Annotated in this window: 22 protein-coding genes; 10 read left to right on the top strand and 12 right to left on the bottom strand. The window is 73.2% G+C overall.

Going from position 1 to position 22,084, the window contains the following annotated elements; genetic code table 11:
• Positions 1 to 255: 255 nt before the first annotated feature.
• Positions 256 to 1,278, bottom strand: a complete 1,023-nt coding sequence (locus tag QOL88_RS20645) for a cytochrome c oxidase assembly protein (protein WP_097218154.1) — start codon at positions 1,276 to 1,278, stop codon at positions 256 to 258.
• Between the two features lie 216 nt (positions 1,279 to 1,494).
• Here QOL88_RS20645 and QOL88_RS20640 point away from each other — a divergent pair, with 216 nt between their 5' ends.
• On the top strand, positions 1,495 to 3,057 hold the full coding sequence (locus QOL88_RS20640) for a right-handed parallel beta-helix repeat-containing protein (RefSeq protein ID WP_097218152.1): 1,563 nt from the start codon (positions 1,495 to 1,497) through the stop codon (positions 3,055 to 3,057).
• Between the two features lie 221 nt (positions 3,058 to 3,278).
• The gene (locus tag QOL88_RS20635; protein WP_097218150.1) at positions 3,279 to 4,142 is read left to right on the top strand and encodes a putative RNA methyltransferase; all 864 of its coding nucleotides are present in this window, start codon (positions 3,279 to 3,281) and stop codon (positions 4,140 to 4,142) included.
• On the opposite strand, the gene QOL88_RS20630 is transcribed toward QOL88_RS20635, so the two are convergent.
• From QOL88_RS20630 to QOL88_RS20615, 4 genes are read right to left on the bottom strand one after another with little or no spacing between them, the layout of a single operon-like run.
• Positions 4,139 to 4,840 (bottom strand): DUF4328 domain-containing protein, encoded by a 702-nt coding sequence (locus QOL88_RS20630; RefSeq protein ID WP_097218148.1) that lies wholly within the window; start codon positions 4,838 to 4,840, stop codon positions 4,139 to 4,141. The genes QOL88_RS20635 and QOL88_RS20630 overlap by 4 nt on opposite strands.
• 4 nt (positions 4,841 to 4,844) lie before the next feature.
• Positions 4,845 to 5,207, bottom strand: coding sequence for a DUF952 domain-containing protein (locus QOL88_RS20625; RefSeq protein WP_097218146.1), 363 nt, complete (start codon positions 5,205 to 5,207; stop codon positions 4,845 to 4,847).
• Positions 5,204 to 6,205 (bottom strand): class A beta-lactamase, encoded by a 1,002-nt coding sequence (gene bla / locus QOL88_RS20620; RefSeq protein ID WP_179878916.1) that lies wholly within the window; start codon positions 6,203 to 6,205, stop codon positions 5,204 to 5,206. The genes QOL88_RS20625 and bla overlap by 4 nt, the downstream gene beginning before the upstream one ends.
• A 32-nt stretch (positions 6,206 to 6,237) precedes the next feature.
• Positions 6,238 to 7,881: a penicillin-binding transpeptidase domain-containing protein gene (locus tag QOL88_RS20615; RefSeq protein ID WP_097218144.1), complete on the bottom strand. Its 1,644-nt coding sequence runs from the start codon at positions 7,879 to 7,881 to the stop codon at positions 6,238 to 6,240.
• A gap of 115 nt (positions 7,882 to 7,996) precedes the next feature.
• Here QOL88_RS20615 and QOL88_RS20610 point away from each other — a divergent pair, with 115 nt between their 5' ends.
• Both QOL88_RS20610 and QOL88_RS20605 read left to right on the top strand, forming a co-directional pair.
• Complete coding sequence (locus QOL88_RS20610) at positions 7,997 to 8,947, top strand: LysR family transcriptional regulator (protein ID WP_257027839.1); 951 nt, start codon at positions 7,997 to 7,999, stop codon at positions 8,945 to 8,947.
• Positions 8,944 to 9,816: a serine hydrolase gene (locus QOL88_RS20605; RefSeq protein WP_097218140.1), complete on the top strand. Its 873-nt coding sequence runs from the start codon at positions 8,944 to 8,946 to the stop codon at positions 9,814 to 9,816. Before QOL88_RS20610 ends, QOL88_RS20605 begins: the two co-directional genes overlap by 4 nt.
• A gap of 18 nt (positions 9,817 to 9,834) precedes the next feature.
• Here QOL88_RS20605 and QOL88_RS20600 read toward each other — a convergent pair whose 3' ends face one another.
• A complete protein-coding gene (locus tag QOL88_RS20600) occupies positions 9,835 to 10,404 on the bottom strand; it encodes a tellurite resistance TerB family protein (RefSeq protein ID WP_097218139.1) in 570 nt (189 codons plus the stop codon).
• Positions 10,405 to 11,016: 612 nt separating this feature from the next.
• Here QOL88_RS20600 and QOL88_RS20595 point away from each other — a divergent pair.
• A complete protein-coding gene (locus QOL88_RS20595; RefSeq protein WP_097218137.1) occupies positions 11,017 to 11,379 on the top strand; it encodes a DUF1304 domain-containing protein in 363 nt (120 codons plus the stop codon).
• A 1-nt stretch (position 11,380) separates the two neighbouring features.
• Here the strand turns inward: QOL88_RS20595 and QOL88_RS20590 are convergent, their stop codons facing one another.
• Complete coding sequence (locus QOL88_RS20590) at positions 11,381 to 11,794, bottom strand: DUF5994 family protein (RefSeq protein ID WP_097218135.1); 414 nt, start codon at positions 11,792 to 11,794, stop codon at positions 11,381 to 11,383.
• Between the two features lie 206 nt (positions 11,795 to 12,000).
• Complete coding sequence (locus tag QOL88_RS20585) at positions 12,001 to 12,936, bottom strand: hypothetical protein (protein ID WP_097223096.1); 936 nt, start codon at positions 12,934 to 12,936, stop codon at positions 12,001 to 12,003.
• Between the two features lie 127 nt (positions 12,937 to 13,063).
• On the opposite strand from QOL88_RS20585, the gene QOL88_RS20580 reads away from it, so the two are divergent.
• Together QOL88_RS20580 and QOL88_RS20575 are read left to right on the top strand one after the other, a co-directional pair.
• Positions 13,064 to 13,438: a DUF6479 family protein gene (locus tag QOL88_RS20580; RefSeq protein WP_097218133.1), complete on the top strand. Its 375-nt coding sequence runs from the start codon at positions 13,064 to 13,066 to the stop codon at positions 13,436 to 13,438.
• Positions 13,439 to 13,495: 57 nt separating this feature from the next.
• Positions 13,496 to 13,984 carry a hypothetical protein gene (locus tag QOL88_RS20575; RefSeq protein ID WP_097218131.1) on the top strand — a complete coding sequence of 163 codons (489 nt, stop codon included), beginning with the start codon at positions 13,496 to 13,498 and terminating at the stop codon, positions 13,982 to 13,984.
• A 222-nt stretch (positions 13,985 to 14,206) separates the two neighbouring features.
• Here the strand turns inward: QOL88_RS20575 and QOL88_RS20570 are convergent, their stop codons facing one another.
• Positions 14,207 to 15,868, bottom strand: coding sequence for a glycoside hydrolase family 13 protein (locus QOL88_RS20570; protein ID WP_097218129.1), 1,662 nt, complete (start codon positions 15,866 to 15,868; stop codon positions 14,207 to 14,209).
• A 309-nt stretch (positions 15,869 to 16,177) separates the two neighbouring features.
• On the opposite strand from QOL88_RS20570, the gene QOL88_RS20565 reads away from it, so the two are divergent.
• On the top strand, positions 16,178 to 17,113 hold the full coding sequence (locus QOL88_RS20565; protein WP_097223095.1) for an LAETG motif-containing sortase-dependent surface protein: 936 nt from the start codon (positions 16,178 to 16,180) through the stop codon (positions 17,111 to 17,113).
• 112 nt (positions 17,114 to 17,225) lie between these two features.
• Here QOL88_RS20565 and QOL88_RS20560 read toward each other — a convergent pair whose 3' ends face one another.
• Both QOL88_RS20560 and QOL88_RS20555 read right to left on the bottom strand, forming a co-directional pair.
• The gene (locus tag QOL88_RS20560) at positions 17,226 to 18,182 is read right to left on the bottom strand and encodes a nucleoside hydrolase (protein WP_179878915.1); all 957 of its coding nucleotides are present in this window, start codon (positions 18,180 to 18,182) and stop codon (positions 17,226 to 17,228) included.
• A gap of 91 nt (positions 18,183 to 18,273) precedes the next feature.
• Complete coding sequence (locus QOL88_RS20555; RefSeq protein ID WP_097218126.1) at positions 18,274 to 18,816, bottom strand: YceI family protein; 543 nt, start codon at positions 18,814 to 18,816, stop codon at positions 18,274 to 18,276.
• 151 nt (positions 18,817 to 18,967) lie between these two features.
• On the opposite strand from QOL88_RS20555, the gene sigJ reads away from it, so the two are divergent.
• Both sigJ and QOL88_RS20545 read left to right on the top strand, forming a co-directional pair.
• Positions 18,968 to 19,888, top strand: a complete 921-nt coding sequence (gene sigJ / locus QOL88_RS20550) for an RNA polymerase sigma factor SigJ (RefSeq protein ID WP_097218125.1) — start codon at positions 18,968 to 18,970, stop codon at positions 19,886 to 19,888.
• 91 nt (positions 19,889 to 19,979) lie between these two features.
• Entirely contained in the window at positions 19,980 to 20,525 is a 546-nt protein-coding gene (locus QOL88_RS20545) for a pyridoxamine 5'-phosphate oxidase family protein (protein ID WP_097218123.1), read from the top strand.
• Positions 20,526 to 20,554: 29 nt separating this feature from the next.
• Here QOL88_RS20545 and thrS read toward each other — a convergent pair whose 3' ends face one another.
• Entirely contained in the window at positions 20,555 to 21,805 is a 1,251-nt protein-coding gene (gene thrS, locus QOL88_RS20540; protein ID WP_306456179.1) for a threonine--tRNA ligase, read from the bottom strand.
• Positions 21,806 to 22,084: the final 279 nt, after the last annotated feature.

Below are 22,084 nucleotides of genomic sequence, written 5' to 3'. Positions count from 1 at the left end.
CAACAACCACCGACCCGACTCCGGAAGAGGCGGCGGACAGCAACCACCGACCCGACTCCGGAAGAGGCGGCGGACAGCAACCACCGACCCGACTCCGGAAGGCGCGGCGGACAGCAACCACCGACCCGACTCCGGAAGAGGCGGCGGACAACAACCACCGACCCGACTCCGGAAGAGGCGGCGGACAGCAACCACCGACCGACACCGGAAGAGGCGGCGGACGGACACCGCTGCCCGGCTCCGCATGGCCCCGCGTCAGTCGCCCGGCCCCTGCCTCCGCACCCGCTCCGCCACCTCGCCCTCCTCGGTCTCCCACCAGGGCCGGACCAGTTCGGCGGCCCCGTTCGCGGTCCCGTTCGCGGCGTCGACCGGGGCGGCGACCGCGGAGGCGACCGCGGCGGCGGCGAGTTCGGCGTCGAGACGCCGGTCCATCGCGGCCGTCCCGTCGCGCTCGGCCCGCGCCCACCGCGCGAGGACCGTCAGCAGGAAGGGAATCGCGACCAGTTCGGCGATGCCCAGCATGGCGCCGCCGCCGAGCTGCTGGTCGTGGTGGACGTCGGAGCCGGGCGGCGCGTGGTGCAGGTACCAGGCGCCCGCGATCAAGGTGCCGTGCGTCATGACCACCAGCCCCGGGAGCGCGTCGACGATCCCGTCCAGGAAGACCAGGGCCGCCCGGACCGGGTGGGTGCACCAGGCGGGCAGGGCCTGCTCGCGGGTGAGCACCGGCAGCACGAACAGGCAGCCGGCCGCGAGCAGATGGAGGTACATCAGCTCGTGCAGCCAGCCCACGCGCAGCGCGGTGTCGAAGTACGGCGTGAAGTAGACGGTCAGTTCGGTGGCCAGCACCAGGACCGTGCTGACCAGGGGGAACGTCAGCAGTCTGACGATCCGGCCGGTCAGCGCCCGCCGCACCCGGGCCGCGCCGCCCTCCGGCAGTGCCTCCACCGCGAGCCGCAGCGGGTCGCCCAGGGCGAGGCCCAGCGGCGCGAGCAGGTCGAGCCCGACGTTCTGCACGGCGGCCGGCCAGAACAGTTCACGGTCGTAGACGGCCAGGCCGGACATCGTGGTCACGACGATCGCGCCGAGACCGAGCAGCGCGAAGGCGGCGAGGCGGGCCGGCGGCCAGGACCCGCCGCGTCGGCGCACCCGGACCGCACCCCAGCCGTAGAGCCCGCCCAGCACGGCGACGAGCAGCAGGGCGGGGACGTCCCACTGCCACGATCCCAGCAGCCGTCCGGCGGTCGGTTCCGGCAGGCACACAGCCGACAGTTCGCTCACGAGCGGACGATAGCCGCCGAAGTACCGGGGGGCGGTGGCAGGGTGGGCGGGTGCCGCACAACACCCGAGGTCGTTCACGGTGCTGAATGACAATCACGTACAGAGCTATTGACGCGTTCACAGCAAGCTTCTACGTTCCCCTCAGGACATCACAGAAAGCGCTTACCCCGGCCGGGTTCCGCACACGTCACCGTCACCACCCTTTGGAGACGAACGATGCACCTGAGACCAGTGATCGCGTCCGTCGGCCTCCTGGCCGGCAGCCTCGTCGCCCTGTCCGGCCCCACCGCCCAGGCGGCGACCACCCGCTACGAGGCCGAGGTCTCGCCCGCGGTCTGCACCGGCACCATCGACTCGGACTGGGCCGGATTCTCCGGCAGCGGCTTCTGCAACGGCGACAACGGCACCGGCGGATACGCCCAGTTCACCGTGAACTCCCCCGCCGCCGGCACGGCGACCCTGAAGGTCCGCTTCGCCAACGGCACGACCTCCGCGCGCGCCGCCGGCCTCGTGGTCAACGGCACGACGACCGGCACGGCGTCCTTCGAGGGCACCGGCGCGTGGAGCACCTGGGCGACCAAGACACTCACCGTCCCGGTGCGGGCGGGCGCCAACACCGTCCGGCTGAGCCCGACCACCTCCGCCGGCCTGCCCAACGTCGACTATGTCGAGGTCGAGACGGGCGGCAGCGAACCGCAACCCACCGGACCGGTCCTGTACGTGTCGCCGAACGGCACCGACAGCGCGGCCGGCACGGAGTCGAGCCCGACGACACTCACCTCCGCGATCAGCCGCGTCACGGCCGGCGGCACCATCTACCTGCGCGGCGGGACCTACCGCTACTCCCAGACCGTCACCGTCCCGGCGGGCCGCAACGGCACCTCCGGCGACCGCACGGAACTCTTCGCCTACCCGGGCGAGACACCCGTGCTCGACTTCTCCGCCCAGAGCGAGGACCCGGCCAACCGCGGCCTCGCCCTCAACGCGAACCACTGGCACGTCAAGGGCCTCGTCGTCGAACGGGCCGGTGACAACGGCATCTTCCTCAGCGGCAGCGACAACGTCGTCGAACGCACGGTGACCCGCTTCAACCGCGACTCGGGCCTGCAACTGTCGCGGGCGCTGTCCAGCACACCCAAGGACCAGTGGCCGTCCCGCAACCTCATCGTCAGCACGGAGTCGCACGACAACGCCGACTCCGACGGCGAGGACGCGGACGGTTTTGCACCGAAGCTCACCGTCGGCCCCGGCAACGTCTTCCGCTACACCGTGTCCCACCACAACATCGACGACGGCTACGACCTCTACACCAAGCCCGACACCGGCCCCATCGGCGCGGTGACCATCGAGGACTCCCTCGCCTTCGGCAACGGCACCCTCAGCGACGGCTCCCAGGCCAGCAACGGCGACCGCAACGGCTACAAGCTCGGCGGTGAGGACATCGGCGTCGGCCACGTCGTCCGGCGCAGCATCGCCTACGGCAACGGCAAGCACGGCTTCACCTACAACAGCAACACCGGCCCGATGCAGATCTCGGACAACGTCAGCGTCGGCAACGAGCAGCGCAACTTCAACTTCGACTCCGGCAGTACGTCGGTGTTCCGCTCGAACACGTCCTGCGACAGCGGGTCGAACGACCGGATCATCGGCACCTCCGACAGCTCCAACCAGTTCTGGTCCGGCTCGAACGGCTCCCGCTGCTCCTCCTACGCCGGTGCCCTGCGCTGGTCGTTCGCCTCGGACGGGCGGCTCGTCGTGACCTTCGGCGGCAGCCGGTAGCCTGGCCGTATGGCACTGGCATGCAACGCCCTGCCTCACTGCTTCCTCTGACGCCGCGGTGAGGACGGCGACGTGAATCGCTCACGTCGCCGTCCTCGGCGTACCCGCCCCCCGGCCGCCGGTTCACGGCGAGCCGGCCGGCGGGCGCCGTCGCCTCACCGTCCGCCGCCCGCACGCGGTGCCCCGCGCCGCCGCGGTGCCCCGCGTTCCGAGGAGCACCCTTGCCTTCCGACCGACTTCTGTCCGTCCTGACCTGCCCCCTGTGCCCGGCCGCCCTGCGTCGCACCGACGGCGCCCTGCGGTGCGCCGGCCGGCACACCTTCGACATCGCCCGCCACGGCTACGTCAGCCTCCTGACCGGCCACCGGCGGGCACCGAGCGCCGACTCCCCCGACATGGTCCGCAGCCGCGCCGCGTTCCTCGGTGCCGGGCACTACGACCCGCTCGCCCGCGTGCTCGCGGAACTCGCCACGGAACTGGCCCCGCCGGACGCCACCGTCCTGGACGCCGGGGCGGGCACCGGCCACTACCTCGCGGCCGTTCTGGACGCCCTCCCCGAGGCCCTGGGGCTGGGACTGGACAGCTCCGTGCCCGCCCTGCGCGCGACGGCCCGCGCCCATACCCGGGCGGAGGCCGCCGGCTGGGACGTGTGGCAGCCCTGGCCCGTGCGCACCGGCTGCGCCGACCTCGTCCTCAACGTCTTCGCGCCCCGCAACGGGCCCGAGTTCCACCGTGTCCTCGGCCCGGACGGCGCGCTGCTCGTCGTCACCCCCACCGCCCGGCATCTGCGCGAGCTGCGCGCGTCCACGGGGCTGCCGGCCGTCGACCCGCTGAAGGAGGACCGCCTGCGCCGGACCCTGGGGGCGCACTTCCGGCGCGAGCGCGCCGAGCCGCTGGAGTACGCCATGAGCCTCACGGCCGGGGAGGTCGCCACCCTGGTGGCCATGAGTCCGGCCGCGCGTCACGTCGACGCGGCGGAACTGCGCGGCCGGGTGGCGGAGATGGCGGCGTCGGTGCGGGTGACCGCCTCGTTCGTCGCGTCGGTGTACCGGCCGCGCCGGGAACCGCGCCCGGCCCTCTCCTAGGCGGCCGGAGCCGAGCCCTGTGCCGCCGGGGCCGGTTCGTCCATGCGCCGCTGCTGGGCCGTCGTGAGCGTGTGCACCATGAGGGCGGCGGCCACGGCCGCGGCCACGATCACCAGGTCGGCGGCGAGCAGCGGCAGGACCTCGCTGTAGGCACGGGCGATGACCTCGTCCGTGTCGTCGGCGTAGATGATCCCCACGCCGCCGGCCAGACCGGCCAGCCACAGGCCCCACCACCAGTTCACGACGGCGGGCAGCCGCCGCTCGGGGAAGACCGAGCGGTGGACGTCCGCGACGACGCCCCGGGGTATCCACAGGTTCATGACGGGCACGATCCAGCCCAGCCAGAGCCAGGGGTAGCCGTAGCGCGGGGCCGTGCCCGACAGGGCCTTGGCGTTGTCCCGCACCTGATCCAGCCAGAACAGGAACGCGAGCACGCAGACGAACGTGACGGCGCTGCCCACGGAGGAGACCAGGTGGTAGGAGTCCTCCAGCGCGTTCAGCGGACGGTGCACGCCGCCGCCCTGGTCGGGCGGGCCGGACGCCGGCTCCCCCGCGGCGGAGAGCCGGAGGTGCCAGACCGCCCGGGCCGCCCAGGCGACCGCGGCCAGGGCGAGGGCCGCGATGGCGCATCGGGACGTTCCCCGGATGGGGCGCAGGACGGGCTCGGGGGCGGCCGGTGCGGAATTCTGTTCGATCATCCGGTCATCCTGCCGTACGCAACTCCGAGGCCCGGCCCTCCTCGTCGAACCGCACTTCCAGAACGTGGTCGACGGCGTCCCGGTCGAGGGGGCCGAACACGTGCGGGAACAGGGTGTCCCCGGATACCCCGGGCGGCGGGGCGGGAGCCGCCGCCTCCCACTCCACCCGGGCGGTGAGCCGCGCCTCGTCGAGGGCGAGCACCAGCAGGGGCCCGGGCGCGTCCCGGTAGAAGGCGTTGACGACGGCCAGCGTGGTCGCCTCGTCCGGGGAGCAGTGCACGAAGCCCTCCCCGGCGAGGGAGTCGGGCGCGTAGGCGGGGCCGGTGGCGGTGGTCCAGACGGCGCGCGGTACGACGTGATAGATCATGGCCCCGTTATAGACGGCGACGGGTGCCCGGGGAGCCCCGGGAGCTTCAGGGCGGCGACGGTCCGCCGCGTCGCCTCGGCGATCAGGGCGTCGGAGGGCTCGGCGTCACGGCCCGGCCGGTCGGTCATGACGGCCAGGACGAGCGGCCCGGTGCGGGGCGGGTGGACGACCGCGATGTCGTTGGCCCGGCCGTAGTCGCCGGTGCCGGTCTTGTCGGCCACCTTCCAGTCCCCGGGCAGCCCGGCCCGGATGCGGCGGGCCCCGACGGCGGTGGCGTTGCGCGAGAGCCAGCCCATGAGGAGCCGGCGTTCGCGGACAGGCAGGGCGGTGCCCAGGAGCAGGTCGCGGAAGTCGGTGGCGATGGCCTGCGGGGTGGTGGTGTCGGCGGGGTCGTCCGGCGGAACGTCGTGCAGTTCGGGCTCGTAGTGGTCCATCCGGCTCGTGGTGTCGCCGAGCCCGCGCAGGTAGGCGGTGAGTCCGGCGGGGCCGCCGATGTCGCGCATCAGGAGGTTGCCCGCCGTGCCGTCGCTGAAGCGGACGGCGGCGTCGCAGAGTTCACGCAGGGTCATCCCGGTCGCGACGTGCTTGCCGGTGACGGGCGCGGTGGAGCGCAGGTCGGCCTCGGTGTAGGTGACACGGCGGTCCAGCCCGCCCGCGGAGCGGTGGTGCAGGACCGCCGCCGCGGCCAGCGCCTTGAAGGTGGAGCAGAACGCGAAGCGTTCACCGGCCCGGTGCACGACCGTGGCCCCGGTACCGGTCGCGAGGGCGTAGACCCCGACGCGTGCACCGTACTCGCGCTCCAGGTCCGCCAGCCGGGGGCGGTGCACGGTGGGCCTGCCGGACGGCGAACCGGTGGGCGTTGGGCTTCGCCGCCTCGCGTGATCGGCGGGGCGATCGTCCGTGCCGCAGGCGGCGAGCGGAAGCAGGGCCGCGGCGGCCAGGAGGGCACGACGGGAGGGGGTTGCGCGGTCGGGCGTCACACTCCGGTCGGGGGTCATACGGCGGGCTCCTTCACACAATGGGCTGGGTGTCACGCGGAGTCGTCCGGGACCGCGGACAGCAGGCTGTGGACGATCGGGCCGGCCGAGCCGCCGCCGGTGACGCCCTCCTCCACGACGCAGGCGACGGCGACGTTGCCGCGGTGGGCGACGAGCCAGCCGTTGTTGTCCTGGTCGTCGGAGACCTCGGCGGTGCCGGTCTTCGCGCCGATCTCTCCGGGCAGGTCCGAGAGGACCTTCGCGGTGCCGTCGGTGACGGTGGCGCGCAGCATCGCGCGCAGCTGGGTGACGACACCTCGCGGGAGCGGGGTCGTGCGGGTGCCGTCCTCGTTGCCGGCGGTGAGCGAGGGCTGGTGGAAGGTGCCGGACACGGCGGTCGCGGTGACCGACGCCATGATCAGCGGATTGGCCTGCACGCGGCCCTGCCCGATCATGGAGGCGGCCTTCTCCGTCTCGTCCTTGGGCACCGGCACCGAACCGTCGTACGTGGGCGCCCCGACGTGCCACTCCTGGCCGACCCCGAAGTACGTGCGGGCGACCTCCCCCAGCTGCCCGTCGTCGAGCCGGTCGCGCAGGCTGATGAACGCCGTGTTGCAGGACTCGGTGAAGTCCTTGCGGAACGTGGCCCCCGGGTGTTCGGAGAGCTCCACGTTCTGGAACTTCTTCCCCACCGTGAGGTACTTGGGGCAGTCCACCACGTCGTCCGGGGCGACGGCGTCGTCGATCAGCAGGGCGCTGCTGGTGACGATCTTCCAGGTGGAGCCGGGGGCGTAGGTGCCGGAGAGCGCGCGGTTGAAGCCGGTGGACGGGGAGTTGGCGACGGCCAGGATCTCGCCGTCGTCGATGCGCAGGGCGACGAGCGCGGCGTTCTTGCCCTCGGCCCGGGAGGCGAGTGCCTTCTCGGCGGCGGACTGCCAGTCGGCGTCGAGGGTCGTGGGGACCGGGCCCTTGTCCGCCCCGAGCGTCTTCGCGCCGAAGGACGCCTCCGTGCGCTCCACCTCGCCGGTGGTGCGGTCGACGAGGCGGATCGCGCCGCGTGCGCCGGAGTTCTTGCCGCTCCCCCCGGCGAGCCGGGTCATCAGGGGCGCGAGGGAGGGGAAGTCGTCGCCGGTGAGCCGCGTGCCGTCCCGGTCGGTGACCTCGGGGGGCTCGGTCTCCTCCCGTTCCAGGCTGAACTTCTCCGTGTCGCTCAGGCGGGGGTGGACGAGGGACAGCCGCCAGTCCACCTTCCAGGAGCCGTCGCTCTGCTCGCGCAGCGGCAGCTTCGACTCGTAGGTCCAGGTGCCCAGGCCCGTGACGGGCATCCGCGCGGTGAACGGGACGGCGACCGTGCCGTCCCCGGTCTCGGTCGCGGGCTTCGCCGTGAGCTCGGGCTCGTCGATGTCCAGGCCGGTGGTGAAGCTGTCCAGCACCCGCTGTGCCGTGCCGGGACTGGTCGTACGGTCCGCCGCGCTCTCCATGCGGCCGGCGGCCCAGTCGGCGAGGAACGCCCGGGCCTGTTTCCCGGCCGCCGGGTCGGGCCCGGTGTCCCGTTCGAAGGGGCCGACACCGGCCGCGTACGCCCCACCCGCGACGGCGGCCAGCACCACCGCCCCGGCGATGACGGCCCGCGTGGCCTTCCCGCGCGGTCCGGGACCGCCGGTGGTGACACTGGAGTGGTCGGCATAAGAGTCCATGGGCCGAGAACAGCAGCGGCACCGGCACTCTGTCCAAGACCGGTATCGATGTCGGATCAATATGCAGCCGATATGATTGCTGCTCGTGGACCTGGTGCGGCACCTGGAGTGCTTTGTGGCTGTTGCAGAAGAGTCACACTTCGGCCGTGCCGCAGCCCGCCTCGGCATGGCCCAGCCGCCGCTCTCGCAGCGCATCCAACGCCTGGAGAGACACTTGGGCGTCCGGCTCTTCGAACGCACGAGCCGGCAGGTGACCATCACCGAGGCCGGGACGCTGCTGCTGGCCGAGGCCCGGGAGGTGCTCGCCCGCTCCGAGGCGCTCATGGCCACCGCACGCCGCATCCGCGACGGCGAGACCGGCCTGCTGCGGGCCGCGCTGCCGCCCGACGTGTCCGGCGAGACCGTCGCCGCACTGCTCGCGCACTTCTCCGGCACCGCCGCCGGCCTGGAACTGGAACTGCACGAGCTACCCACCGCCCAGCAACTGGAGCGGTTCGCCGCGCACGAGCTGGACGTCGGGCTCATCCACCACCCCTGTGACGTCTCCGGCCTCGAGCTGGGCCCGGTGCTGCGGCGCGAGCTCGGCGTGCTGCTGCCCCGCGACGCGGCGGCGGCCGCGCTCGACGAGGTCCCGCTCGCCTCGCTCACCGGCTACGACCTGATCCTCTTCCCCCGCGTCGGCGCCCCGGCCGTCTACGACGACCTCCTGACCACCTGCGCCCGCAACGGCTACACCCCACCCGCCGTGCGCCACGCCCAGGGCACCAGCTTCGTCCGCGGCCTGGTGCTGTCGGCGCGGGCGGTGGCGCTCAGCCCGCGTGACGCGCACGGCCAGGGGGAGGGGGACCAGCGGCCGAGCCCCGCCGCCGGCGTGGTCTGGCGGCCCCTCACCGGCGCCCCGCTCGCCCTGCGGCACTCCGTGGCCTGGCCCGGCGGGCGCGGGGACGCCGCCGTCGCCGCGTTCACCGAGGCCGCCACGCGGGCGCTGCGCAACACCGCCGGGGCGAGCCCCGATCTGCCCGCCCGCCCGCTGCATCTGCGCCCGGCCTCGGAGTACTGGCTGTGACCGACGCCCTCGCCCGTATCCACGCGGCCTTCGCCGACGCCGGGGTCACCGGCCGGCTGCACGCCCTCGACATCGACTCCGGTGCGCAGCTCGACGCCGGCGCGGACCAGCCCGTCTGCACCGCCAGCGTCCACAAGCTGTGCCTGCTCGTCACGCTCCACGAGCAGGCCGCCGCCGGACTCCTGGACCTCACCGAGCAGGTCGAGTGCTCCCCGCAGGCCCGCACCACCGGCCCGACCGGGCTCGCGGCGATGCTCGACGGCGCCCGGCTGTCCCTGCGCGACCTCGCCTACCTGATGATGTCGGTCAGCGACAACGCGGCCGCCGATCAGCTGCTGGAGCGCGTGGGTCTCGACGCCGTGAACCGCACCACGGCCCGCCTCGGCCTGGCCCGCACCCTGGCCGTGCACACCTTCGGCGAACTCCTCTCCACCATCAAGGAGGACGCCGGGCCGGGCGGCGCCCGGTCCCTGGCCGACCCGCTCGTCGTCACCCGGCTGCGCGCACTCGACCCGGCCCGCACCAACCGCAGCACTCCGCGCGACATGACCCGGCTGCTCGCCGCCGTCTGGCGCGACGAGGCGTGCACGCCCGAGCACGGTGCGGCCATGCGCCGCATCCTCGGCCTCCAGGTGTGGCCGCACCGGCTGGCCTCCGGCTTCCCCTTCGACGACGTGCACATCGCGGGGAAGACCGGCAGCCTGCCGACCGTGCGCAACGAGGTCGGCGTCGTCGAATACCCCGACGGGGGCCGCTACGCCGTCGCCGTCTTCACCCGCACGGCCCGCACCTCCGCGCTCCTGCCCGCCGCCGACGCCGTCATCGGCACGGCGGCCCGCCTGGCCGTGGACGCCCTGCGCGCCCCCTGAGCGGCCGGCTCCCGCCGGTCAGAGCTGGAACTCGGCGGGATTCACCCCCAACGTCGCACAAGCCTCGCGCAGGACCGTCGCCTCGGCCTGGGAGAAGTGGCCGTCGGCACCGGCGATGACCATGCCGGTCTGGATCACGGCCCTGGCCTCGGTGGGCTTCTTGGCGGCCTTGGCGATCTCCTGCATGGCCTCCGACTTGCCGTGCTGGAAGTTGGCGGTCAGCTGGTCCACATGCTTGTTGAAACGCGTGCGCAACTGCTCCGGCGGGAAGTTCTGCAGGACGTCGTTGCTGAGAATCATCGACTCGACCTGCTGACGCTCGGCCGGGTCCACAGTCCCGTCGGCCGCCGCGACCAGGGCGCACACCGCCATGCTCGCGTCCCGGTACGCACCGCTCTTCAACTCGTTCTTCAACGACCCGAGCTGCGTCTTCAGCAGACCGACCAGCTGGGCCTTGCCGCCACCACCGGGCCTCGCCCCACCGCTGCCGTGCCCACCACTGCCGTGCCCACCGGTCGCAGCGCCTCGCCCGCCCTGCCCCTGCTGGAGAGCCTTGGCCTGGTCCTTGAGCCGGTCCCACACTGCCATTGACGTCACCTCGGTACTAGTAGGCCTCACCTGGCGCACCCGCTCACGCGCGCACACCCCTCCCAACGCCCGACTCCCGGGCAAAGGTTCCGCAAAACGAAACGGAGACCGCCCGCACCCCGAAGCCGGGGGCGGGCAGTCTCCGTGGCGGGTCGTCAGGTGTTGTCGCGTGAGCGGAGGTTCAGGCGGGGGGCGAGGCGGAATGCCGCGAAGCCCACCGCTGCCAGGGCCGCCGCCGCCGCGAGGAGGATGCCGATACCGCCTGTGCCGGCTCGGCGAAGCTGGAGCCACCGCCACCGCCGCCCGTGGTGGGGTCGTTGCCGGTGGACGAACCGGTCTCGGCACCCGTGCCGCCGCCACCGCCCGCGCCCCGTCACCGGGCACCGCGCCGCAAGCGGGAAGGCCGGTCCCGGCTCCCGAGCGGCACACGCGGGGACGCGACGGCCGGGGCCGGCCTTCCTCTGGGCGCAATCTGCCAGTCCGAGACCCGCGGTGCCTCCCGGGAGGGCCCGAACGAGGGCGGCGCACTCTCTTCGCGATCCAGGGCTGGCACGCGACCAGGACGAGACGGGCCGGGCGTGCTGTGATCGGGCGTGCTGTGATGATGAGCGCATGTCGACCCTCGCCACGCTCGCGGTGCTGGCCCTCGCCGCGCTCCACGCCTACATCCTGGTGCTGGAGATGTTCCTGTGGACCACGCCGCGGGCCCGGGCCGCTTTCGGTACCAGCGCCGGGTTCGCCGCCGAGACGAAGGCCCTGGCGGCCAACCAGGGCCTCTACAACGGCTTCCTCGCCGCCGGACTGGTGTGGGGCGCGGTCGCGTCCGACCCGGTGGGCTTCCAGGTCTCGGTGTTCTTCCTGGTGTGCGTCGCGATCGCGGGGATCTACGGCGCCGCGACCGCCAGCCGGAAGATCGTCTTCGTCCAGACCGTCCCGGCGCTGGCCGCCCTGGCCCTGGTCCTGCTCGCGCGCTGAGTCAGACGCCCTGCTCGACGGCCCGTTCCATGAGCCGGACGGCCTGCGTCTCCTCGGTGTCGGGCGGCACCACCAGCAGGTCCCAGCGGCCACGCCCGGGGGCGAGCAGGCAGACGGTGTGCGGAGCGGTCGGCGAGTCCGTGCGCCCCACGTGCACCTCCTGGCCCGCGACGACCATCCGCTCCGGGCAGGCCGGCCAGGTGTCCCCGTTGACCAGGACGCTGTCGATCCGGCCCCAGGCGTCCGGCAGCCCGCCGAGCAGCCCGGGCAGTTCGGCGGCCAGGTCGTACGAGCGGGGCCACCACGCCCCGTCGATCCGTCGGGCCGTGCTGCCCCGGCGGGGCTGGTCAGCGATCCGCAGCCGGGCCCCGCTCGGCGCGGGGACGGACGGCGGGGGCGAAGAGGCGGAGGTCATCGAGGGGCTCCTGCTGCGATGGGGGTGCGTGGCCACGAGGTGGCGAAGCCGCGAGCCCGGTGGGGAGGTCCCGGGAGCGTCCCGGCAGTGCGTGGAGCGCCGGGGCGAGACCGGTTCGGCCACCGGTTGCGACATACCCTCGGTTCCTCCACCGTACCCCGCGGGGCGGTACGGGGGCCGGGGCCACCCGCACCGCCCGCGGCCCGTCACAGGCCGTAGCGGCTCTTCAGATGGCGCCAGAAGTCGCGCAGCATCCACGTGTCGAACTCGGTGATCTGCGTGGCGCTGCCCGCCTTCATCAGGAAGCAGCACTGACCGGTCGGCGACCAGTCGTAGAAGTCGTCGAGGCCGAAGGTGTGGCCGACCTCGTGCAGGTAGATGTGGATGTTCTCCTGCCCCAGGGCGCCGGTGAAGTACTCCTGGCCCACGCGCTGGCCCCAGTCGCCGCCCGCGCCGCCCTGGAAGCCCTTGGTCAGCCACAGCGACTGGTCGTAGTGGCGGGCGGCGCCGCCCGGGCACTTGGAGTAGTCGCCGTCCTGGTGGAAGAAGCGACCGCAGTCCGGGGCGCACTGCGGGGCGCCGCCGCTGTCCAGGACGCCGCTGTAGATGTCGACGGAGTTGTCGGTCCACTGGAGGGTGGAGCGGTTCTTCACCGCCCAGCCGACGATGTTGACCGGGACCGACGTGTACGGCCAGGCGTTGTGGCCCTTGCCGTTCACCACCATCGCGGACATCCACGTGCCGAACTGCTTCTTCAGCGCCGCGTGGATCCGGTCGCGCAGGGCGGCGCTGACCGGGGCGTCGGACTCCCAGCGCACGCAGTAGTTGACGCTGCCCCGGTTGGCCATGACCTGGTCCCAGCCGTAGTTCCGGAAGCCGTACAGGTCCGGGTAGGTCGACGAGACGTGGTTCCACACCTCGTTCAGGGGCTGGGCGAGGTGTGCGGGCGGGTTCCACTCGTCGGCGGCCCGCGACGTACCGGACGCCATGCCGGACGTCGTGCCGGACGCCGTACCGGACGTCGTGCCGGACGCCATGCCGGGCGTCGTGCCGGACGTCGTGCCGGACGCCATGCCGGGCGTGGCGAACGCGGCCGCCAGGACGGCGAGCACGGTGAGCAGCCGCGCGAGGTGTCTGCGCATGGTGATCTCCACGTGTGGGGGGCGGGGTGTCACCGTGAGGTCGTCACCGGCGCGGCCCGGGTTGCCGGGCACATACCCAAGGGACATTCCGGGCGCTTTATCGCATTCCGTCGGCGATACTTGGGGCATGAATACGGCAACGTATGCAGAACTGGCGGCGTCGTCAGATCACGCGGTCGCCGTGGCCATCGCCTTCGTCGGCGGGCTGATCGTGGCCTGTGCGCTGATCTGGGCCGTGCGGGTCGGGATGCGGGTCATGGACACGGACACCCACCACCCCTCCCCGGAAGAACAGCCGCACGTCCCGGACGGCGGGCCGGTCCGCGAGATGCGGGAGATGCGGGAGCCCGACGACGTGCCGGTCGTGACGCGCGACGGGCAGCGGATCATGCCGCATGAGCTCCACCGTGCGAGCACCAGGACCGGAAAGGACCAGAAGCCGCGCCGCTGGTCGCCGGGATCCAGTGGATCCTTCGGCGGCGGCGGACTCGGCCGCACATGAGGCAGTGAGGCCGTAGGACCGTAAGGTCCCAAAGCCGCAGAGGACCAGGGAGGCGACATGGCTGCCCGCCACCGGACCCGCTGGGCGACGGGAGGGGCGGCCCTGGCGCTCGCCCTGTCCGCCGTGCTCACCGGCTGCAGCGGCGACGACACTCCCGCGGACACCGCCGGCAAGGCGGAGTCCGCGGTGGGGTCGATCGCGTCCGGGGCCTCCGAGGCGATCGAGTCGGCCACGGCGGAGGCCGGGCGTCGCCTCGACGACATCCAGGACGGCGTCGACGTCAAGGGCGACGTGCGGATCGGCACGCCCGTCGCCGGCTCCGACGGCCGGGTCCGGGCCGAGGTCACCGTCCGCAACTCCGACGACGCGACCCGCTCCTTCGCCGTCCAGGTCGACTTCAAGAGCTCCGGGGGCGACCTGGTCGACACCGTCATCGTCACGGTCGACCACGTACAGGCCGGCGACTCCGCCACGGCCACCGCCCGCAGCACCCACGACCTCTCCGGCGACGTCCGCACGGACGTGGCCCGCGCCGTGCGCTACTGACGACCCGCGCCGGCCTCCGCCACCACGATGTCGATCTGCTCGCTCGTCGCACTCACCCCGTTCAGGGCACGGGCCTGACCCGGGGTGGCACGCCCTGCTGATCCACGCGAGCGGCTCAGCAGCGCCGAAGGGGGCGCGCCCCAAAGGGGCGCGGGGAACTGCGCGACCAGCCACCGCGACGCCGCAGCCGAGGACGACCCCACCGCACCCCCCGCGGAGCCCTCACCGGCCCAGCCACACCGTCGTGTCCGGCCCGACCCACCCGTCCTCCAGCGGCGCACTGGTCAGCAGCACCTCACCGGCCGGCAGCTCGACCGCCCTGCCGGAGAGGTTCGTGACGCAGCGCCACCCCTCGCAGCGGTCGAACCGGAGCACGCCGTCCGGGACGTCGTCCGCCCAGGTCAGCTCCTCGCCGTCGAGGAGCTTGCGGCGCAGCCGCAGGGCCGTGCGGTACAGCTCCAGGGTGGAGCCCTCGACGCCGTCCTGCGCCTCGACGGCGTAGGCGGCGAAGGCGGGCGGCTGCGGCAGCCAGGCACCGCCGGGCCCGAAGCCGTACGACGGTCCGGTCGTCGTCCACGGCAGCGGCACCCGGCAGCCGTCGCGGCCCTTGCGGACGTGGCCCGTCTGCTCCCAGATCGGGTCCTGGAGGACCTCGGTGGGCAGGTCGGCGACCTCGGGCAGGCCGAGTTCCTCGCCCTGGTAGACGTACGCCGAGCCGGGCAGCGCCAGCATCAGCAGGGTGGCCGCCCGGGCCCGGCGCAGCCCGGCCGCCACGTCGAGGGCCGGGGCGTGGCCGCCGGAGAGCAGCCAGGCGTTGGAGTCGGTGCCGGGCGGCAGCGTGAGGCGGGAGGCGTGCCGTACGACGTCGTGGTTGGACAGCACCCAGGTGGCCGAGGCGCCCGCCGTCCGGGCGGTGGCGAGCGAGTCGGTGATGACCTGCCGCAGTTCCTCCGCGTCCCAGCCGGTCTGCAAGTACTCGAAGTTGAAGGCCTGGCCCAGTTCGTCCGGGCGGGCGTACAGCGCACGCCGGGCGCCGGGCACCCACGCCTCAGCGACGGCCATGCGGGGCGGGCGGTAGGAGTCGAGGATCTTGCGCCAGTCGCGGTAGATCTCGTGCACGTCGTCGCGGTCGTAGAAGGGGTGGGTGCCGGGCGGCATCGCGGCGAGTGCCTCCTCGCCGCTCAGCTCGGGTGCGCCGAGGTCGCGCAGGGGTTCGCTCAGGTCCTTGGCGAGGGCGTGGGCGACGTCGACGCGGAAGCCGTCGACACCGCGGTCGGACCAGAAGCGCAGGGTGGTGCGGTGGTCGGCGCGGACCTCCTGGTTCTCCCAGTTGAGGTCGGGCTGCTCGGGGGCGAACAGATGGAGGTACCACTGGCCGTCGGCCACCCGCTTCCACGCGCTGCCGCCGAAGACGGACTGCCAGTCGGTGGGCGGGAGTTCGCCGTGCTCGCCGCGTCCGTCGCGGAAGACGTAGCGGTCGCGGGCCGTCGAGCCGGGTCCGGCTTCCAGGGCCTCCTGGAACCAGACGTGCCGGTGCGAGGAGTGGTTGGGCACGATGTCGACGATGACCTTCAGGCCGAGACGGTGGGCCTCGGCGACCAGGGCGTCGAAGTCGTCGAGGGTGCCCAGGCGCGGGTCGACGCCCCGGGGGTCGACGACGTCGTAGCCGCCGTCGGCGAGTTCGGACGGGTAGAACGGGCTCAGCCACAGGGCGTCGACGCCCAGGGCTGCGAGGTGGGCGAGGCGGCGGGTGATGCCGCGCAGGTCACCGAGGCCGTCGCCGTCGGCGTCGGCGAAGCTGCGCGGGTAGATCTGGTAGACGACGGCCTGGCGCCACCAGTCGGGGTCACGGGACGACAGGTCGAGGGTGGAGCGATCAGTCACGCGGTCTCCTTCGCAGGGCGTACGGGCGACAGCATTGAATCTGTCCAGAATGCCGGAAAAAGGAACCATCGCGCCGATCGGAGCAGTCCATTCCTGCTGTGGCGAAAGTGTGATGACGGCGCAACTTTCTTTTCATTACCGCAGGTTGACAGCGTGCTGCGGCGCCGCCACGATGGGGGCCACTGAGGCGCATGTGACCAATGAGCCCAGTGTTTCTCAGACCACTCACCCCCCGGTACGGCCCCGGCAGCCGCGCGCTGCCCGCATGCCGCCACCCGGGTTCGGCACACGCCAAGAAATGGGATGCGCATGTCCATAGCGAGACGTGTCACCGCCCGACGCCTGCTGGGGACGGGCGCCGCGGCCCTCGCCCTCTGCGCCGCCTCCGCCACGACCGCGTTCGCGCACGGTACGCCCGGCGGGGACGGCTGGTCGTCCGGCGGCAGCTACAAACCCGGCACGGGCGCGGGCACGGAGACCGGGACCGATCGCTGCCAGTTCTCCCTCGACGGCACCACCTTCCACGACTCGGTCAAGGTCGACGACCAGAACCTGAAGCCGACCGACGACGGCAAGGTCCACATCAAGGTCCGCACCGCCGGCGACGCGGCCACCTGCACGGCCTCCCTCGCCTCCTACCTCGCCCACGGCGCGACGTTCGCGACCTCCGGCGAGCAGGTGTTCGTCGACTTCGACACGGTGACGGTCAAGCCGGGCGGCACCGAGTCGCTCGACATCGCCATCCCGGACAAGGGCTGCTTCGGGCAGATCGACCTCTACCGGGGCGCGGTGAAGTTCGACGGCGAGCTCGACGCGAAGGACGGCTTCGAGCACGGCGAGCTGCCCAAGGGCCCGGACCGCCCGGTCATCAAGGACAAGCTGATCGCGGCCTGGAACGGCGGCACGAAGAACTGCACGACCCCGCCGCCCGCGCAGACGTCGCCGCCCGCCTCCACGCCGCCCGCGAGCCCGTCCGAGCCGGCCGAGGAGACCACGCCCCCGGCGTCCCCGTCCGAGCCGGCCGAGCCCTCGACGCCGCCGTCCTCCGACACGGACACGCCCACCCCGAGCGCCTCGGAGTCGACGCCCGTCGCGCCGAAGCCGAACGGCGGTGGCGGCGACCTCGCCGAGACCGGCGCCGACAGCAGCACCGGCCCGATCGCGCTCGGTGCGGCGGCCCTGCTGGCGGGCGGCGCGGCCCTCGTCGTCGCGACCCGTCGCCGCGCGGCCAAGCGCGACGCGTAAGCACTGAATCAGCCCACGCCGGGCGCGGCCTCCCCTGGCGCCGGGCTGCGCACGCCCCGCCCTGACGGTGTCCCACCAGGACCCGTCGGGGCGGGGGCTTCGGACGAGGTCGCTACACCGTCTCCAGGTACAGGTTCACGTACCGCTCCACGTCCACGTCCAACGCCACCTCCACCAAGGGCTGTTCGCGCATGCCCTCGTGGATCTCGGACTCGCCGGGGACCGGTCGGCGGTCGACGACGGTCTGGCCGCGCGCGGGCCCGGGGGCCAGGACGACCTCGACCGGCAGGCGCTCGGTGGTCAGGCCCTTCGGATCGACGACCGCGCAGACCGCACCCGCGTCACCGAGGCCGCCCATGGGCGTGGGATCGCCGGACGTGGCGGGGTCCCGGTGGGCGAGCAGCTCACCGGCCATGCGCAGGCTCGGCTCCGCGCTCGCCCGCAGCCGCTGCACCTCGCCGGCGGGCACCAGGACCTTCTTGAACACGTCCAGCCCGTACATCGTGATCGGCACCCCCGCGGTGAGCAGCACCGCGGCCGCCTCCGGGTCGTGCCACACGTTGAACTCCGCGACCGGCGTGGCGTTCCCGGTCGCCACCGCGCCGCCCATGAACACGATCCGCTCGATGTTGCGGGTCACCTCGGGATGCGTCCGCAGCAGCAGCGCGATGTTCGTCAACGGCGCCGTGGGAATCAGCGTGACCGGCCTCGGCGAGGCGAGGATCTCGCGGCGCAGCAGCGTCACCGCGTCCACGTCGACCGGCACGCGGGTCGGCGCGGGCAGCCCCAGATCGCCCATCCCGTCCTGCCCGTGCACATGCCGGGCCGTCCGTACGGGCTCGATCAGCGGACGCTCGGCGCCCCGGGCGACGGGGATGTCACCGGCGCCGGCCACCTCCAACACGGTCAGGGTGTTGCGGACGACGCCGTCGACGTCCGTGTTCCCGGCCACGCAGGTGATCGCCCGCACGTCGAGCGCCGGGTGCCGTACGGCGAACAGCAGGGCGAGGGCGTCGTCGACACCGGTGTCGCAGTCGATGATCACCGGGATGGGCTGACCGTCCGTCACGGCGGGGACTCCTTCCAGTGGCTGCGCGGAAAAGCTCCGCACCGACGACCCTACGGCCTGGGCCCCGGCCCGTTCCGGGCTCCCACCCGCGTCAGGACCGGCGTACCGCCATGACGTCGAACTCCAGCGTCACCTTCCGGCCGACCATGCCGCGGGCCCCGCTGACACCCCAGTCGTGGCGGTCGATGACCGTCCGGCCCGTGAAGGCGGCCAGGTGGCCTCCGCCCTGCGGATCGCGGCCGGATCCGGTCAGTTCGAAGTCGACGGTGACCTGCCTGGTCACGCCCCGCACGGTCAGATCGCCGGTGACCCGGAAGCCGGTCCCGCCGGTCGGCTCCACGCGGGTCGAGGCGAAGGTGAGGGCCGGATGGGACTCGGCGTCCAGGAAGTCGCCGCTGCGCAGATGGTCGTCGCGCTTGGTGTTGCGGGTCTGGACACTCGCCGCCCGGATCGTGAGCCGGACGGCGGACTGCGACGGGCTGCCCCCGTCCAGGCGGGCGCTGCCCTCGAACGCCTCGAACCGGCCGCGCACCTTGCCGACCAGCGCGGCACGGGCCGTGAAGCCGATGCGCGTGCGGTCGGTGTCGAGGACGTAGTCACCGGTCAGTTCGCCGAGTGCGGTCGCGGTGGTCATGATCGCTCCTGAAGGGAAAGGGGTCCTGATATCGGTCTCAGCAGTACGACGACACAGCCCCGCGGAATGTGAGGTGGCCCGCCGGCCTCACATTCCGGTGCGCTGTCTCGTCGGACGGGTAAGGGCACCTGCGACCGAGGGACGACACACCATGAGCACCCCGTCCGAACCGTCCGACGACCTGGACGCGATCACGCGTGAGCGGCGGCAGCTGATCAATCTCGCGTACCGGCTGCTCGGCTCCCTGGCCGAGGCCGAGGACGTCGTGCAGGAGACCTACGTCCGCTGGTACGCCCTGTCGCAGCAGCAGCGGGACGCCATCGCCTCCCCCGGCGGCTGGCTGACGACGGTCGCCGGCCGGATCTGCCTCGACCTGCTCGGCTCGGCCCGGGCCCGGCGCGAACGGTACGTGGGCGAATGGATCCCGGAGCCGCTGCCCGGCCGCACGGAGTGGGTCGGCGGGGGCACCGCGGCCGGGCCGGCCGACCCCGCGGACCGGGTCACCCTCGACGAGTCGGTCACCATGGCCTTCCTCGTCGTGCTGGAGTCGATGACCCCGGCCGAACGGGTCGCGTTCGTCCTGCACGACGTCTTCCGCTACTCGTTCGCGGAGGTGGCCGACATCGTCGGGCGCACCCCGGCCGCCTGCCGCCAGCTGGCCTCCTCGGCCCGTCGCCGGGTCCGCGCGCAGCGGCCTCCCGCCACGCCCGAGGCCCGGCGCGCGGACGTGGTCAGGGCCTTCCGGCGGGCCTGGGAGGACCAGGACATCGACGGTCTCATCGGCGTGCTGGCCCCCGACGCGACCGCGACCGGCGACGGCGGCGGCCTCGTGTCGGCCGCGCTCCACCCGGTCGAGGGCGCCGAGCGGGTCGCCCGCTTCTTCGCCGACCGGGCCCGCGCGGTACCCGGCATCTCGCTCGAGGAGTGCGCGGTCAACGGCCAGCCCGGCCTGGTGGCCCGCAAGGACGGCGTCACCGTGTCGGTGCTGGCGTTCGACATCGCGGGCGACCGGATCCAGCACGTCTGGGCCGTACTCAACCCCGACAAGCTCCGCCCCTGGACGGCACGCTGACCGGCGCCGCCGGCCACCCGAACGGACGCGGCGATGATTCCGGCCCCGCCGGACGGTCGTTACGGGCAGGAGACGAGGAAGGAGTCCCGCCATGCCCGCACAGCAACCGACGACAGAGCTCGACGCCCGCTACAGCTCCGCGCTCAACCCCCGCCCGGGTGCCTCGGAGGTCACCGCCACCGCCTGGGCCGAGGCGCAGGGGCGGCTGGAGGCCGCCGAGATCTTCTGGGTGTCCACCGTGCGGCCGGACGGCCGGCTGCACGTCACGCCCTGCATCGCCGCCTGGCACGACGGGGTGCTGTACTTCTCCACCGGCCGCACCGAGCAGAAGGCGAAGAACCTGGCGCACGACGCCCACTGCGCGCTGACCACCGGGGCGAACTCCCTCACCGACGGGCTCGACCTCGTGGTCGAGGGCACGGCCGAGCCGGTCGCCGACCGGGCGCGCCTGGAGGAGGTGATCACGGCGTACGAGACGAAGTACGGCCCGCACATCACCTCCCCCGAGGGCACCTTCCACGGCATCGGGGACTCGTTCCGCAGCGGCGACGCGGTGGTGTTCGCGGTGACCCCGGACGCGGCGTACGGCTTCGGCCGGGACAACGGGGTGTACAGCCACACGCGTTGGACGTTCTGACACCGGCCGCGACGCGGGCGGACCCGTCCCTACGACGGGTCCCACAGCCCGGGGCCGCGGGCCGCCACCCGGTCGCCGATGCGGCGCAGCAGTTCGTCCCCGGGCAGGGTGTCCGGCCTGCTGCCGTCCCGCAGCCGGGGGGCCACGAGGCCGGCGGCGGCCTCCCGCCCGCCGATCACCGCCTGGTACGGCACCAGCCGCGCCGAGCGGATCCGGGCGGCGAGGGTGCCCTGCTCGGGGCCGGCGACCTCGGCACGCAGACCGCGCTCCCGGGCCCGTCCGGCCAGGGCGTGGGCGGCCTCGGACTGCTCCTCCCCCACCGGCAGGACCATCAGCTGCACCGGTGCCAGCCACGGCGGGAAGGCGCCGCCGTGCTCCTCGAGGAGGTGGGCGACCGCGCGCTCCACGCTGCCGATGATGCTGCGGTGCACCATGACCGGGCGGTGCTTCGCGCCGTCGGGGCCGATGTAGTGCAGGTCGAAGCGCTCGGGCTGGTGGAAGTCGATCTGCACGGTGGAGAGGGTGGCCTCCCGGCCGGCCGGGTCGGTGATCTGCACGTCGATCTTGGGGCCGTAGAAGGCCGCCTCGCCCTCGGCCGCCTCGTACGGGATGCCGGAGCCGTCCAGGACCTCCCGGAGCAGGGCGGTGGCGCGCCGCCACAGCTCCGGGTCGGCCACGTACTTGCCGCCCTCGCCGGGCAGGGACAGCCGGTAGCGGGCCGCGCGGATGCCCAGGTCCGCGTAGGCGCGACCGATCAGCTCCAGCGCGGCCCTGGCCTCCTCGACGGCCTGCTCGAGGGTGCAGAAGATGTGCGCGTCGTTGAGGGTGATGGACCGCACCCGGGTCAGGCCGCCGAGGACACCGGACAGCTCCGAGCGGTACATGCCGCCCAACTCGGCCATTCTCAAGGGTAGTTCTCTGTAACTGTGGGAACGGGAGCGGTAGATCAGGGCGTGGTGGGGGCAGAGGCTGGGGCGCAGCAGGACCTGCTCGGCGCCCACGTCCATCGGCGGGAACATGTCGTCGCCGTAGTGCTCCCAGTGGCCGGAGATCTCGTACAGCTCGCGTTTGCCGAGGGCGGGCGAGTACACGTGCCGGTAGCCGGCCCGCCGTTCCGCGTCGCGGATGTACTCCTCCAGGGTGTGCCGCACGACCGCGCCGTCGGGCAGCCAGTACGGCAGACCGGCGCCCATCAGCGGATCGGTGTCGAACAGGTCCAGTTCACGGCCGAGTCGGCGGTGGTCGTGCATGGTGGCTCCTCGTGTCTGGGAGGCGAGCACCACGCGACGAAGCCCCGGGGCACTCGCCCCGGGGCTTCGGACATCTGGGTCAGCTGTCAGCGCGCCGGGACTCTCTCCGGCGTCGTCGTGGAGGACGGGAACGGCTGGACTCGCTGCATGGCGTGACCGTAGCAGGGGGCGGGGCGGCGGGCGACGGGTTTTCGGACAGAGGGCGGGGGGTGTCTTCTGGTCCTCATGGGGCGGTGGGCGTTGCGGGCCGGTCACCCGGACGGCCCGTATCGCTGGTGGGCGGGCGGTCGCGGTGGTGCCGTAAGAGCA

The sequence above is a fragment of the Streptomyces sp. Ag82_O1-12 genome, assembly GCF_900182715.1.
In the GTDB taxonomy this organism is placed as follows: Bacteria; Actinomycetota; Actinomycetes; order Streptomycetales; family Streptomycetaceae; genus Streptomyces; species Streptomyces massasporeus.
Note: the sequence above shows the minus strand (reverse complement) of the source record. Positions and strands in the feature narration are given on the sequence as shown.

Bases quoted from the DNA above. Each gene is read 5' to 3' on its own strand.
- QOL88_RS20640 (WP_097218152.1), top strand. From the start codon at position 1,495: ATGCACCTGAGACCAGTGATCGCGTCCGTCGGCCTCCTGGCCGGCAGC.
- QOL88_RS20630 (WP_097218148.1), bottom strand. From the start codon at position 4,840: ATGATCGAACAGAATTCCGCACCGGCCGCCCCCGAGCCCGTCCTGCGC.
- QOL88_RS20625 (WP_097218146.1), bottom strand. From the start codon at position 5,207: ATGATCTATCACGTCGTACCGCGCGCCGTCTGGACCACCGCCACCGGC.
- bla (WP_179878916.1), bottom strand. From the start codon at position 6,205: ATGACCCCCGACCGGAGTGTGACGCCCGACCGCGCAACCCCCTCCCGT.
- QOL88_RS20615 (WP_097218144.1), bottom strand. From the start codon at position 7,881: ATGGACTCTTATGCCGACCACTCCAGTGTCACCACCGGCGGTCCCGGA.
- QOL88_RS20600 (WP_097218139.1), bottom strand. From the start codon at position 10,404: ATGGCAGTGTGGGACCGGCTCAAGGACCAGGCCAAGGCTCTCCAGCAG.
- QOL88_RS20595 (WP_097218137.1), top strand. From the start codon at position 11,017: ATGTCGACCCTCGCCACGCTCGCGGTGCTGGCCCTCGCCGCGCTCCAC.
- QOL88_RS20590 (WP_097218135.1), bottom strand. From the start codon at position 11,794: ATGACCTCCGCCTCTTCGCCCCCGCCGTCCGTCCCCGCGCCGAGCGGG.
- QOL88_RS20585 (WP_097223096.1), bottom strand. From the start codon at position 12,936: ATGCGCAGACACCTCGCGCGGCTGCTCACCGTGCTCGCCGTCCTGGCG.
- QOL88_RS20580 (WP_097218133.1), top strand. From the start codon at position 13,064: ATGAATACGGCAACGTATGCAGAACTGGCGGCGTCGTCAGATCACGCG.
- QOL88_RS20575 (WP_097218131.1), top strand. From the start codon at position 13,496: ATGGCTGCCCGCCACCGGACCCGCTGGGCGACGGGAGGGGCGGCCCTG.
- QOL88_RS20565 (WP_097223095.1), top strand. From the start codon at position 16,178: ATGTCCATAGCGAGACGTGTCACCGCCCGACGCCTGCTGGGGACGGGC.
- QOL88_RS20555 (WP_097218126.1), bottom strand. From the start codon at position 18,816: ATGACCACCGCGACCGCACTCGGCGAACTGACCGGTGACTACGTCCTC.
- sigJ (WP_097218125.1), top strand. From the start codon at position 18,968: ATGAGCACCCCGTCCGAACCGTCCGACGACCTGGACGCGATCACGCGT.
- QOL88_RS20545 (WP_097218123.1), top strand. From the start codon at position 19,980: ATGCCCGCACAGCAACCGACGACAGAGCTCGACGCCCGCTACAGCTCC.